13 protein-coding genes are annotated in these 13,897 nt (G+C 34.6%); 2 read left to right on the top strand and 11 right to left on the bottom strand.

The window, feature by feature from the left end; all coding sequences use genetic code 11:
• The first annotated feature begins 80 nt into the window (after positions 1-80).
• Positions 81-1,004, top strand: coding sequence for a YihY/virulence factor BrkB family protein (locus PTSHG_RS08235; protein WP_019108423.1), 924 nt, complete (start codon positions 81-83; stop codon positions 1,002-1,004).
• Here the strand turns inward: PTSHG_RS08235 and PTSHG_RS08230 are convergent.
• From PTSHG_RS08230 to PTSHG_RS08195, 8 genes are all read right to left on the bottom strand, one after another.
• Positions 1,001-1,603 (bottom strand): ComF family protein, encoded by a 603-nt coding sequence (locus tag PTSHG_RS08230; protein WP_019108422.1) that lies wholly within the window; start codon positions 1,601-1,603, stop codon positions 1,001-1,003. The genes PTSHG_RS08235 and PTSHG_RS08230 overlap by 4 nt on opposite strands.
• Positions 1,590-3,773: an SF1B family DNA helicase RecD2 gene (gene recD2, locus PTSHG_RS08225; RefSeq protein ID WP_019108421.1), complete on the bottom strand. Its 2,184-nt coding sequence runs from the start codon at positions 3,771-3,773 to the stop codon at positions 1,590-1,592. The genes PTSHG_RS08230 and recD2 overlap by 14 nt, the downstream gene beginning before the upstream one ends.
• Before the next feature lie 146 nt (positions 3,774-3,919).
• Positions 3,920-4,231, bottom strand: coding sequence for a PspC domain-containing protein (locus PTSHG_RS08220; RefSeq protein ID WP_019108420.1), 312 nt, complete (start codon positions 4,229-4,231; stop codon positions 3,920-3,922).
• A 64-nt stretch (positions 4,232-4,295) separates the two neighbouring features.
• On the bottom strand, positions 4,296-7,721 hold the full coding sequence (locus PTSHG_RS08215) for a pyruvate carboxylase (RefSeq protein ID WP_019108419.1): 3,426 nt from the start codon (positions 7,719-7,721) through the stop codon (positions 4,296-4,298).
• A 382-nt stretch (positions 7,722-8,103) separates the two neighbouring features.
• Positions 8,104-8,496, bottom strand: coding sequence for a 30S ribosomal protein S9 (rpsI, locus tag PTSHG_RS08210; protein WP_019108418.1), 393 nt, complete (start codon positions 8,494-8,496; stop codon positions 8,104-8,106).
• Positions 8,497-8,508: 12 nt separating this feature from the next.
• Positions 8,509-8,937, bottom strand: coding sequence for a 50S ribosomal protein L13 (rplM, locus tag PTSHG_RS08205; protein ID WP_019108417.1), 429 nt, complete (start codon positions 8,935-8,937; stop codon positions 8,509-8,511).
• Between the two features lie 134 nt (positions 8,938-9,071).
• Positions 9,072-10,577, bottom strand: a complete 1,506-nt coding sequence (locus PTSHG_RS08200) for a 4Fe-4S dicluster domain-containing protein (RefSeq protein WP_019108416.1) — start codon at positions 10,575-10,577, stop codon at positions 9,072-9,074.
• A gap of 12 nt (positions 10,578-10,589) precedes the next feature.
• The gene (locus tag PTSHG_RS08195) at positions 10,590-10,862 is read right to left on the bottom strand and encodes an NAD(P)H-dependent oxidoreductase subunit E (RefSeq protein ID WP_019108415.1); all 273 of its coding nucleotides are present in this window, start codon (positions 10,860-10,862) and stop codon (positions 10,590-10,592) included.
• Positions 10,863-10,980: 118 nt separating this feature from the next.
• Here PTSHG_RS08195 and PTSHG_RS08190 point away from each other — a divergent pair, with 118 nt between their 5' ends.
• Positions 10,981-11,625, top strand: a complete 645-nt coding sequence (locus PTSHG_RS08190; protein ID WP_019108414.1) for a Crp/Fnr family transcriptional regulator — start codon at positions 10,981-10,983, stop codon at positions 11,623-11,625.
• A gap of 12 nt (positions 11,626-11,637) precedes the next feature.
• On the opposite strand, the gene PTSHG_RS08185 is transcribed toward PTSHG_RS08190, so the two are convergent.
• From PTSHG_RS08185 to PTSHG_RS08175, 3 genes are read right to left on the bottom strand one after another with little or no spacing between them, the layout of a single operon-like run.
• Positions 11,638-12,144: a phosphatidylglycerophosphatase A family protein gene (locus tag PTSHG_RS08185; protein WP_019108413.1), complete on the bottom strand. Its 507-nt coding sequence runs from the start codon at positions 12,142-12,144 to the stop codon at positions 11,638-11,640.
• Positions 12,145-12,152: 8 nt separating this feature from the next.
• Complete coding sequence (locus tag PTSHG_RS08180) at positions 12,153-12,650, bottom strand: hypothetical protein (RefSeq protein WP_019108412.1); 498 nt, start codon at positions 12,648-12,650, stop codon at positions 12,153-12,155.
• A gap of 2 nt (positions 12,651-12,652) precedes the next feature.
• Positions 12,653-13,780: an FAD:protein FMN transferase gene (locus PTSHG_RS08175; RefSeq protein ID WP_019108411.1), complete on the bottom strand. Its 1,128-nt coding sequence runs from the start codon at positions 13,778-13,780 to the stop codon at positions 12,653-12,655.
• Positions 13,781-13,897 lie beyond the last annotated feature (117 nt).

The raw sequence follows: 13,897 nt of genomic DNA, 5'->3' as shown, positions 1-13,897 counted from the left end.
TCATCATCCTTTAATCTATTTTATCATGTAATTAATTGTTCTTACATAATTTTTAATATATAATGCTTTAGAGGTGTTAAATGAAAACTTTAAATAATTTTATAGATAAGGTAAAGAACAAAAAGGTCTTTACCTTTTTTGACAAATTAATATATAGAATATTGGAGCATGACACTCTCTCCTACGGAGGAAGTCTCACTTATTTTTTAGTCTTGTCCATATTCCCCTTTTTGATTTCCCTAATAAATGCAATTAATTTTTCTGGGATTTTATCTCCCGAATATGTATTTTCTTTGATAGATGTCTTGCCAACAGACATCCAAGAAATCGTGGCAAACTTTTTGAGAGAATTACAAAATTCCTCTTCTAGTTCTTTTTTCACTATTTCCTTTGTGGCAGGTCTTTTTACTGCATCAACAGCAGTATTTAAGCTTATGAAAATAATAAATTCATCCTATGGCTTTGCCGAAAAGAGGGGCTTCATAAAATTAAGACTCATAGCACTATTCTTTACAGTATCTCTTCTAACTATGTTTTTTATGCTCATACTTACACAAATATTTGGAGAAATAATATATGAAAATGTAATGAACTATTTTGGCATAGAAAATGAGGTCTTTGACAAAATTTGGCGATTAGCAAAAAATGGAATACCACTTATATATATGTTAGTTACCTTTATGCTTCTCTATAAATTTTCTCCATCAAATAGCAAAGCTAACATGGTAACATTTAAAGGAGTCCTTCCCGGTGCAATTTTTTCAACACTTGGACTTATAATAGTTTCCATTGTTTTTGGATTCTATGTTGCAAACTTTGGAAATTATTCCATAACCTATGGCTCTCTTGGAGGTATTATAATCTTTTTAGTTTGGCTTTATCTCCTATCAATAATTATATTAATTGGTGCTGAGATAAACTCCACACTCTACTCCATGAAAAATTTTAAGTCCCTAAATATCTGGCCAAGGCATGATTCACTTTTCAAAAATTTAGATAACTAGGCAATCTCTGTGGCTGCAATAAGTGCAGTCACTTTTTTTATGCCCGATTTTTTTGCAACTTTTACAAGTTCAGAAATAGTTGTCCCAGTAGTTATAACATCGTCAACAATAATAATTTCCTCTGGAATGTTTTTCACTGCAAAGGCATTTTTTAAATTCTCTTCACGCTGGTCTTTTTTAAGACCAACTTGAAATTTTGTGTCTTTAACTTTCTCAAAGACATCTGCACACCTTAAATCAATCATTTTTGCAATATTTTCTGCAAGAATTTTGGACTGATTATAACCTCTTTTTCTCTCACGGCTTTTATACATTGGCACATAAGTTATTACTTCTTCAGATAAATTTTTCTCCAAAAGTTTTTCTATCATAATTTCAGAAATAATTTCTCCATAGGCGAGCTTGCCCTTGAACTTAAAATCAATTATTAGCTTTCTCATTATACTAGAATAAGTTGAAGCCACAATTAAATCATCTAAGCCATCTATATCGTAATAAAACCTTGGGTCTTTATTCACAAGATCTGAGCAATCTGAGCAAAGTCCATAATTTCTTACAATCTTTCCACAAATAGGGCAGTTATTTTCAATTAACTTCATTTTGTTTCCTCAATTTTTCTGCCAAGTTGGAATACCTCTTCACAGTTTTATTATTTTCAATCATCTTCACAAGATATTCACTTCGCCCTACAAGGACAACAGCCTTTGATGCACGAGTGATGGCTGTATAAATTAAATTTCTAGTGAGAAGCATTGGCGCGGCTGGATAAAGTGGAATTACAACAACAGGAAATTCACTGCCCTGAGACTTGTGTATAGTCATGGCATAAGCAAGCGCAAGCTCATCTAAATTCTCAGTTGAATATTCAACACTTCTCACATCATCAAAGACAACTGTGACTTTTTTATTTTCCTTGTCAATTTTTGAAATGTAACCCAAGTCTCCATTAAATACACCCTTTTGTCTATCTTCATAAAACTCATTTTCAATCTTTGATTCAAGCTCGTAATTATTTTTTGTCTGAAGAACTCTGTCGCCAAGCTTAAATTTTTTGCCAAGAGCTTCAATGCACTCCTCATTTTTATTAAGATGCTCTTGAAGAACTTTATTTAGATTAAGAGTACCATGATTACCCTTTTTTGTTGGCGTCAAAACCTGCACTTCACTTTCACTTACATTGAAATAATTTGGAAGTCTAGTCTTAACTAAATCCTTAATGACTTCAAGACCCTTGACCTCTCCTCTTTCAGCAATCATAAAGAAGTCGCCAACATTTAAAATTGGCATCTCTCCTTTATTTATTAAGTGGGCATTTTTTACAATCATAGACTGCTCTGACTGTCTAAATATTTCTTCTAGGTTCACAGACTCTACTACACCAGACTTCAAAATGTCTGCCAGCACATTTCCCGCACCAACTGATGGAAGTTGATCCTTGTCGCCAACTAAAATAAGTCTAGTTGGACTCTCAATGGCCTTTAGAAGTGTTTCCATAAGAAGAATATCCACCATAGAGACTTCGTCTAAGATTAAAACATCACACTCAAGCTCCTCAACATTTGAAAATCCGATGTCTCCTGCAAAACCAATTTCAAGGAGCTTGTGAATGGTAAAGGCTTCTCTTCCAGTTTGCTCCTTCATCCTCTTAGCAGCTCTTCCAGTCGGTGCAGCAAGCTTTATGACCTTATCCATGGACTCAAAGATGTCAATTAAAACCTTTAGCGTTGTAGTCTTTCCCGTTCCAGGTCCACCCGTTATGACAAAGACTCCTCTATTTATTGCCTCTCTCACAGCTATTCTCTGTGTCTTTGAAAGCTCAATTCCTCTAAATTTTTCAGTCTCAATAATTTTTTTGTCAATGTCAAAATTTTTATCTTCATCGAAAGAAATGTTTAAATCATTTAATTTACCTGCAACATAATTTTCTGCAGCAAGGTATCTTGCAATATAACAGTTGTAGTCCTCTCCATCTCTCTCAACAAAAAAGTTCTTCTCAAGAGTTAGTGTCCTTGCGATTTCATCTGTATCTTCAAATTTTAAACCGAGAATTTTTTCCGACACTCTAATTAATTTATCTAGGGGAAGATAGGTGTGCCCATCCCTATTGGCAAGCATGAGGGCATATTTTAAGCCTGCAATTTTTCTAAAATCAGAGTCCTTTTTTATGCCTATACTCTCTGCAATCTCATCAGCCTTTTTAAATCCAATACCTCTTACCCTTCCAATTAAATCGTAAGGGTTTTTCATTACAAGATCTATGGACTCCTCTCCATACTCCTTATAAATTTTTAAAATCACAGAAGCTGGCAAGTTGTACTTAGAAAAATATAAGAAAATTTTTCGCATAGCATATTGTTTGTCCAGAGCTTCCTTTATGTCCCTATATTTCTTTTTGCCAATGCCTTCAACAGACAAAAGCTTCTCAGGATTATTTTCTATTACATCAAGGGTTTCATCCTTAAATTTATTTACAATTCGCTCTGCCATCTTTTCGCCAACATGAGGTATCATTGCACTAGAAAGGTAGGATATAATTGCAGCTTCGCCCTCAGGCATGACTTCTTCAATATCCACAAAGGCAAACTGCTCGCCGTATTTATTATGATATGTAAAATCTCCTGTGAATTTATATTTTAAATTTGTCTTAAAAATAGTAGCAGAACCAACGATAACAAGGTCGCCATCAGTTGAATTAATTCTTGCAACAGTATAACCATTTTCTTCATTTCTAAAAATAATTCTCTCAACGATTCCTTCTAGCGTAATCAATTACAACACCTCGCCTTTATTGTATCAATAAATCACAATTTAATACAGAAAATTATTCATGGACAAGTCATGAAGTGTTTTACAAAAATTTTTTAAAGGAATAATAATTTATTTCCACTAAAAAAGAGGCCCCTCTGGACCTCTTCTTAATAAAAATCTTCATCAGATTTTTTCTTTTGTTCTTCATAAATATCTCTGTAATTATCTTCGTAGTGTTTTTCTTTTTGGTAAGGCTCCTTGAACCTTTCGCCATAGCTCTCATCTATCCTATTGCCATAGGGTTCAGATGGGATAATAATGGCAAGGGCAATATAAACCCAAATGCTAAGTCCTCCTGGCACAATCAACAAAAAGGTAATCAGCCTAACAATTGTAGAGTCAATTCCCAAATATTCAGCTATGCCACCACAAACGCCTGCGAAAACTCTATCCTTTCGTGACCTATAAAGTTTCTTCATTTCACACTTCCTTTTTGATTTTAAATAAATCTACTTACAAAAATTTTACCCAAGATGAAAGTTTTTATTCAAAGGACAAAAGTAGCTCTCCGCTTTCTACCATGTCGCCCTCTCTTACAAAGACATTCTTAACTTTTCCGTCAATGTTAGCAACAATATTTGTCTCCATCTTCATAGCTTCAGCTATGAATAATTTATCACCTTTTTTGACTTCCTCGCCTTCACTTACAAGAACTTTTACAATTTTTCCCGGTATAGAAGAGCCAACTTCTTTTTCATTTTTTGGATCCGCATAAATTTTTTCGTCCTTAGAAATTTCTCCACTCTTCACAGTCTCGTCCTTTATGTTAATAGTTCTTCTTGACCCATTTATTTCAAAGGTTAGATTTCTCGTTCCATTTTCTAAAAGCTTTCCAATTTCAATTAATGTGACGATTAAAGTTTTCCCTTCTTCAATTGAAATCTCTGTAGATTCGCCTTCCATTAGTCCATGGAAAAATACATCAGATCCTATGTGTGTAACTTCCCCATTTTCTTTTATATAGTCAAGGTAATCGTCAAAAACCTTTGGATAGAGTGCAGAGGAAATTAAATCTTCTTCACTTGGCTCTATTCCCTTTTCTTCCAAATGTCTTTTGATTGCATCAAAGTCTTCATCAGAAAGAAGTTCTCCTGGCCTAACAGTAATAGGTTTTTCTCCCTTTAAAATCATATCCTGCAAATCTTTTGGGAAGCCTCCATAAGGTTGACCCATCATTCCCCTAAAGTAAGTCATGACAGAATCTGGATAGTCAAGATTTTTGCCCTTATCTAAAATATTTTCTGGAGTGAGTTCATTTTGCACCATGAAAATTGCAAAGTCGCCCACCATTTTTGATGAAGGAGTAACCTTTACTATGTCGCCAACCATTTCATTGACACGCTTATACATTTCCTTTACATCTTTAAACTTGTGACCAAGCCCAAAACTTTCTACTTGTGGCTTTAAGTTTGAATATTGTCCACCAGGAATTTCATACTTATAAATTTCTGTAGTTCCAGACTTCAAATCAGACTCAAAATTTGCATAAACAGGTCTTACCGCTGCCCAATATTTTGAAATATCTTCGGCCTTATCTAAATCAATTTCTGTGTCCCTGTCGGTATTTTTAAGGGCAGCCACAACAGAGTTTAGGGCAGGCTGTGAAGTTAAACCACTCATTGAATTTACTGCTGTATCAACAATATCCACACCAGCTTCTGTGGCTTGCAAAATTGTTGCAACTCCATTGCCTGTAGTGTCATGAGTGTGGAGATGAATTGGAAGACCAATTTCTTCTTTCAAGCTTTTGATTAATTTTTTAGCTGCATAAGGCTTTAGTAGTCCAGACATATCTTTTATTCCAATTATGTGTGCACCAGTTCTTTCAAGTTCCTTTGCGAAATCAACATAATATTTTATTGAATACTTGTCCCTGTACTCGTCTAAAATATCTCCAGTGTAGCACATAGTTGCTTCTGCAATCTTATCATTTTTAAGAACTTCGTCAATGGAAAGTTGCATTCCGGGAAGCCAGTTAAGGGAGTCAAAAATCCTAAATAAATCAATTCCATTTTTTGAAGATTCTTTTATAAATTTTACTACAACATTGTCAGGATAATTTTTGTAGCCAACAGTGTTGTTACCGCGAATTAACATTTGCAAAAGCATATTTGGCATTTTTTCACGCAAAATTTTAAGTCTTTCCCATGGATCTTCGTGCAAAAATCTGTAGGCAACATCAAAAGTTGCCCCGCCCCACATTTCCACAGAGAATAGTTTATCCATGTTATAGTTTAAAGCTTCAGCAATCTTCACAAGGTCAATAGTCCTCATTCTTGTAGCCATGAGAGATTGGTGAGCGTCACGCATAGTTGTATCTGTCAAGAGAAGTTTTTTCTCTTCTAAAATATACTTCTTTAGTCCTTCTCCACCTAGTTTGTCAAAAATTTGCTTGTAACCTTCAAAATTTTTCTTTTCAAAGTCTGGTACTTGTGGCACATCAAAATTCTTTTCAAGTGCCTTGGAGTCATTGACAACTATTTCGCCAATAATTTTCATTAACCTTAACTCTTTGTCCTTAGAAGATTTTATTTCAAATAACTCTGGATGCTCTTCTATAAAGCCAGTGTCACAAGTTCCCTCTTGAAATTCTTTTGTGTTTAAGACATTTAACAAAAATCCAATATTAGTTTTTACTCCGCCAACTTTAAGCTCAGACAGAGACCTCTTTGCCTTTCTTATTGTATCCTTCCATGTCCTTGCTTCAGTGATTACCTTAACAAGAAGTGAGTCGTAATAAGGAGAAATCACTGCCCCAGTAAAGCCATTGCCTCCATCAAGTCTTACACCAAAACCTGAAGATGACCTATATAAATTAATATGACCAGTATCAGGCATAAAATTATTTAGAGGATCTTCAGTAGTTACACGACATTGAATAGAAAAACCTCTGTGCTCAATTGAATCTTGACTCTTTATTCCAATTTCATCGCTATCAAGCTTGTAGCCCATGGCAATTAAAATTTGTGATTGCACAATGTCGATGTCTGTGCACATTTCTGTAACTGTGTGTTCCACTTGCACTCTTGGATTTACTTCGATAAAGAAATGATCGCCCTTGGAGTCAACTAAAAATTCTACAGTACCTGCATTAGAATAGCCAATAGATCTTGCAATCTTTAGGGCATCTTGACAAATTTCTTCCCTTAATTCTTTAGGAAGAGAAAAGGCAGGAGTGTATTCAATAACCTTTTGATGACGTCTTTGAATTGAACAGTCCCTTTCGTAGAGATGAACAATATTGCCGTATTCATCTCCTAAAATTTGCACCTCAATGTGTTTTGGTTTATGAAGATATTTTTCGATGAACATTGAATCATCGCCAAAGGCTTTTTTAGCTTCATTCTTTGCAGATTCAAATTTTTCTAAAAGCTCATCCTCACTCTCTGCAATTCTCATTCCTCTACCGCCACCACCAGCAGCAGCCTTAACCATTACAGGATAGCCGCAAGATTTTGCAAACAAAAGAGCCTCTTCTTCATTTTTTATTGGCTTTTCAATTCCTGGAATAGTGGCAACTCCAGCTTCCTTCGCCACAATCTTTGAAGTTATTTTATCTCCCAATTTCTCCATAACTTCTGACTTCGGACCAATAAAAGTTATTCCCTCTTCTTCACATTTTCTTGCAAATTCAGGATTTTCAGACAAAAATCCATAGCCAGGATGAATTGCATCTACACCTTTCTTCTTTGCTAGGCTAATTATTTCATCAATGTCAAGGTAGGCATCGAGAGGAGATTTTCCCTTGCCAATAAGATAAGACTCGTCAGCCTTAGTCCTAAAAAGGGAAAGTCTATCTTCTTCAGAATAAATTGCAACAGAGCGAATCCCCATTTCTCTTGCTGCTCTAAATATTCTAATTGCAATTTCGCCACGATTTGCTACTAAAATTCTCTTAAACTTTTTCATGTTTTCCTCCCTTTAGTTTTACATATTATACATCAAATATGAAGTGAAGTGTAGAAGTAAGTGTGAATAATTAAATTAAAATAGAGACCTCGGCGGGTCCCTAAATTTTTATAACAATTTAATTTAAAAGGCAGACATCTGCTGCAAATCGAAGTTCGCTTCGCTTCTTCTCTTTGGCAGATGGTTGCCGCTGACCTACCATCAATTTGCTTCGCAAACTTTTTTAGGTCAAGGTCAGACATCTGCTGCAAATCGAAGTTCGCTCCACTTCTTCTCTTTGGCAGATGGTTGCCGCTGACCTACCAACAATTTGCTTCGCAAATTGGGTTAGGTCAAGCAAAAAGAGCCCTGTTTCCAAGGCTCTTGTAAAAATAATATATAATTATCTCTTTGAGAATTGTGGAGAACGTCTTGCTTTTTTAAGACCGTATTTCTTTCTTTCCTTCATTCTCGGATCTCTTGTTAAGAAACCTGCTTTTTTAAGAACTGATCTGTATTCAGGGTCAACTTCAAGAAGTGCTCTTGCAACACCGTGTCTAACAGCACCAGCTTGTCCTGAATATCCACCGCCTACTACTTTTACAATTACATCAAAAGATGCTTCTGTATCAGTAAGTTCAAGTGGTTCTTTTGCAACTGTTCTTAGAGTTTCATAATCAAAATATTCTTCGATATCTTTTCCATTAACTGTAAATTTTCCATTGCCAGGTAGAAGTCTAACTTGAGCGATGGATTTTTTTCTTCTTCCAGTACCTCTGTATTGTATAGTATCCATTCTTACCTCCAATTAAAATTCATATACTTCAGGTGATTGTGCAGCGTGTGGATGTTCTGCTCCTGCGTAAACCTTTAGTTTCTTGATCATTTGTCTTCCTAGTCTTGACTTTGGAAGCATGCCTTTAACAGCTAGTTCAATAACTTTTTCTGGTCTCTTTTCAATCATTTCAGAATAGACAATTTCTTTTCTACCGCCTGGATATCCAGTATGATATGCGTGAATCTTTTGATTTAGTTTATCGCCTGTCAATACAACCTTGTCTGCATTAATAACAATAACAAAGTCTCCACAGTCCACATGTGGTGTAAAGATAGGTTTTCTCTTTCCTCTTAATACACTTGCAATTTCAGATGCTAATCTACCAAGGACTTTACCTTCAGCATCTATTACATACCATTTTCTTTCTACTTCATTTGCTTTAGCCATGTAGCTTTTCAATGAATTTTCCTCCTAAATAGTTTAAAAAATTATTCCGGGGCTTTTTAAACATGACCTATATTTTAGACTAGATAGCCTCATTTGTCAATATTTATGGGAAATTTTTTTATTTTATTTTAGTTTAGTTTTTAAGTTTAAATACTTTCTCTCTCTTTTTCAATATTTACATTTTCAAGTGGAGTAGGATAAATTGAATCTTTTTTGAATTTTTCAATTTGTTTTTTAACTCTATTTACAGATGCAACAGTACCTACACCTGCTATACAGCCTCCAGGACAAGCCATGCCTTCAAGCAAGTATCCATCAAGCTTTCCTGCTTTTGCAATTTTTAACATCTTCATACATTCAGAAAGAGTATGTGCTCCTTGAATATGAATGTCTCTGTCTGGCTCCATTTTTTCTGCAACAACTTTGACAGATTCAGCAACACCACCTGCAATTGGGTATCCTCTACCTAAAGCAGAACCGTCTTCAACACCCTCTTCAACTTTTATTTCTGATGGTTCAATATCTTTTGCTACGAACATTCCCATTAACTCTTCAAATGTTATTACAAAATCAACATCAGATTTAACTTTTGTATCAATTGCTTCTAATTTTTTTGAAGTACAAGGTCCAATAAATACAACTACTGCATCTGGGTCTTTTGCCTTTATGTGATTTGCAGTATATCTCATTGGCGAACCTGAGTCAGAAACTTGTTCAAAAAATTCTGGAAACTCATTTCTAATCATAAGAGTCCAAGAAAAACAACAGCTTGTACCCATAAAAGGTATGTCTTTAGGTACTCTTTCTAAGTATTCCTTTGCTTCGTGAAGAGTTGTTAAGTCTGCTCCAAGGGCAACTTCAATTACATCTTCAAAGCCAAGTAATTTTATAGCCTCAATTACTTGCTTGGCACTTGTGTTGGCACCAAACTGACCTATGTAGGAAGGTGCAATAGCTCCATAGACTTTCTTGCCAGATTTTATTGCCTTAATAAGTTGGAAAATTTGTGTCTTATCGGAAATTGCTCCAAAAGGACATTCCGCAATACATCTTCCGCAGGCAACACACTTGTCGTGGTCAATGTCTGCTCTTCCATATTCATCTGAAGATATAGCATTTACTCCACAAGCAGCAGCACATGGCCTTTCGTATTTTACAATAGCTGAATAAGGACAAGCATCATGACATCTTCCACATCTTACACACTTATCTTTGTCAATTATAGTTCTATCCTTTCCCATGGAAATTGCATTTACAGGACAAACATTTATACAAGGATGTGCAAGACATTTTCTGCAATTGTCCGTTGTATAATAAGCCTTAGTTGGACAAGCTTCACAACCAAACTTTATTACATTGATAAGTGGTTTTTCATAAGCATTAGTGTCTATGTCTACTTTATCAAAACCATTAGTTACATTTTTAAATACGCCAATCTCTCTAACATCTAGCCCCATGGCTAGTCTAAGTCTTTCGTCGACAACAGCCCTTTCTCTAAAGATATCACTTCTATACTTTGCTACTTCGCCAGGCACAATTCTGTAGCTGGACTCCTCTAGTGTAGAAATATCCAAATCATTATAGGCAATTCTTGCAACTTCAGCAAAAACTCTTCTTCTGATGTCGACAAGTGTTCCATAAATCTCTTTCATCTTTTCCCCTTATTATATTCTTAATTTATCAATAATTTTCGCACTTACTTCTTGAGCAGTAGCCTTTAGCATAATTTCATCATCAACTATGACAACTGGAGATGCCTCGTTGTTGTGAATTTTGCAATAATTTAAACAGTGTGCAAATTCAATTTCCAAGTTTTCTGCAGAACATAGCTCAGATTCAGGTCCGCACAAATGGTCTTGTAAGTATTCTACTGCATCATAAATAGCATTAGCTCCCATAAGAGTGCACCTAGCACCCATACAAATAGTAACTTTCATATATCCTCCTCATCACTCTATACTGATAGTTTAACATTTAACAATTGCTTCTTCAATCATCAATAGAATTTTTTAAATTTTTATTCTTATTAATGTTAAAATGTATATGAGGTGTAATATGGAATTTTCAAAAATGCTAAAAAACTTGCGATTATTTAATAATCTAAATGACTTAGAAATTGAAGAAGTACAGAACTTTTTATCTGACATGAAAAGTTATAAAAACAAGAGCACTGTCTTTAATATAGGCGATGAAATAAATTATATTGGCATTCTTTTAAGTGGACAAGTGGAACTTGCCATTGACGATGCATTTGGCAACAAAACTATTCTCTCAAAATTATCTGCGCCAGCACTCTTTGCCGAGTCTGTACTAATAAGAGGAATAAAAGAAATTCCTCTCTCTGTAGTTACAACTACAGATTCACAAATAATTTTCTTCGACTACAAGACCTTCTCAGCTAAAAATTTAAGCTGTAGAGAAAAAGTTAAGGACAACCTTATAGACATACTAGCTGGCAAAAATTTATTTATGCGAGATAAACTAAATTTATTTTCCCTTCAAAGCACTCGTGCAAAAATTTTGTATTTCTTGTCCAATGAATCAAGAAAAAACCACTCAAAATATTTTACTATTGACTTCAACATAACGGAGTTGGCACAATATTTAAACTTAAATAGGTCCTCACTATCAAGAGAGCTTTCCAAACTAAAAAAGGAAGGTCTCATTGACTATGACAAGAAGACCTTCCGAATTTTATAATTTTATGAAATTTTATAATCTATTTTGATGAGCTATTCTTGCAGAAGCAGCTGCAGCAATTGCTGCTACTAAGTCATCTGCAAAAGTTGTTACTCTCTCAACTTTTTTCTTTTCATCAAGTTCTTTTATTATGCCAATTTTTTTCTTGTCAAGGTAACCAAAGTTAGTAAGGCCAATTGTACCATACATATTTACAATACCAAGAGTCAAAATTTCATCTATTCCGTAAAGACCTTCGTCATCATGGATAATAGATTGAATTGGCTCAGGAAGCTTTCCTTCATTTGCTAAATCATCAATTGCTAATCCTGTTAATATAGCGTGGATAGATTCCCTCTTTTTTATTACGCTCTCTACACTTTCTAGGCATCTTTCTAAGTCAAGATCCTTGCTGTATTCTCCTTGAAGCTCTTGAACAAGCTTTGCAATTTTAATTGGCTCCACTCCAAAATCCTTTAGTCTCTCTACAGTGTGCTCATAAAGCTCTTCACTGTCATATTTATAAAGTATATCTTTCACAAATCCTCCTATTTTCTCCTGCTTCTAGTTCTATTCTTTCTAATTAACTTCGCCCTAGAAATTTTTATGCTCATGCCATAAATAATACTTGGCAAAAGTGTCGCCACAAAAAGGCTAAGGGCATTGTATTTTATACCCAAGATTTTAATAGCATAGACCTCTGGCATCAGAAAAAACTCCATGGGAAATTTCCAATAAGAGCCACCAACTGCCGCTGAAAAAATACCTCTTCCTAATCCCAAAAATCCAAGGGAAAATAAAATTAATCCAATGAGAAAAATTAAATTACCCGCAAAAAAGTCAAGGCTTCTTGCATTTTTCTTGGATAAAAGTTTCCCAAAATTATAATACAAGACTAAGATTACGGCAACTAAAATGCCCTTAAAAAGAATATTTCCATAAACTAAATTTCTCACGCTTGAAGACAAATTAATTAGTGCCGCAATTGCAAAAGTAATAAAAATTATTAAAATATGAAAAATTAAAGCTCGAGTATTATTTCTCATATTTACTCCTGATCATCAATGAACTTGCTGGCATCTTCATTTGCTTTCATATTCATATCCTTGTCAACCCAAATAATGGCAGAGCCAGTTTTTTCTCCCAACGTCTTTATTTCATCATCAGTTGAATTAAAGGCAGCAGTAGACAAAAAGTCGCAAAGACCAGAGTCTTCCTTAATAACAGTGACAGATTTCATTCCCATAGCAGGTTTTAAAGTGTCTGGGTCTATAATGTGACAATATCTGACACCGTCAATATCAAAATATCTTTGGTAGTCGCCACTGGTTACTATAGAAGTACCAGAAACATTTACAACCGCAATAATGCCTTTTTCATTTTCCATGTCAGGATTTTGTATTCCAATTTTAAAATTTTCACGACCGTCTTTTGGTTTCCCAATAACTCTAACATTGCCGCCAGCAGAAATTACAGCTGAATTAACGCCTCTATCTTCTAGTTCTTTTGCCACAAGTTCAGTGGCAAAACCCTTTGCAATAGCTCCTAAATCAAGAGACATACCCTTATCAATATAAATAGACTTATCAGTTTCATTTAATTTTACTCTGTCCATCTTGGTAAAAGGACGAAGAGCTTCAAGCTCATCATCAGAAGGAAGTGCCTTACCCTTTATGGCAATGACTTCTTCCTTAGTCTTTCCACCTTCATATAAATCTCTGTATTCATTCCAAAGCTTAGTCACAGGTCCAAGGGCAATGTTTGTCTTGTGAGAAATATTATAATAATCATCCATAGAATTCTTTATTAAAGTAAATAAAGTATCATCAAGCTTCACAGCTTCAATGCCAGCCTTATCATTAATAGACTTAATATTTGTCACTTCAGGATACTTTTTGTAATTGTCAAAAAGTTTATGAAGTTCCTCATATCTTTTTTTTGCATATTCCAAATTTTCATTGGCAAAATCCTCATCATCAGAATAAATTGCAATATCAACAACTGTGTCAAAGGTGTCATAAAATTCTATGTCATACTTCTTTGCCTCCTTACTTGGATTTTCGGCACTCACTTTTGTATCTGTCTCACTTACATTTGTATTTTTTACATTTTTATCGCCACAAGCAGAAAGTATTAAAAGACTTCCCAAAGCCAAGGCTAAAATAGTTTTTTTCATAATATCACCTTATCTTATGATACCATTTAAAGATATATTTTTACAATAAATAATACAAGTCTCTGTGTAAGTAATGAAATTTTCATAAAATATTGTATCAAATAAAAATCCACCGGC

Source organism: Peptoniphilus senegalensis JC140 (assembly GCF_000321025.1).
Taxonomy (GTDB): Bacteria; Bacillota; Clostridia; order Tissierellales; family Peptoniphilaceae; genus Peptoniphilus_A; species Peptoniphilus_A senegalensis.
This window is presented reverse-complemented; position numbering and strand designations above follow the sequence as displayed.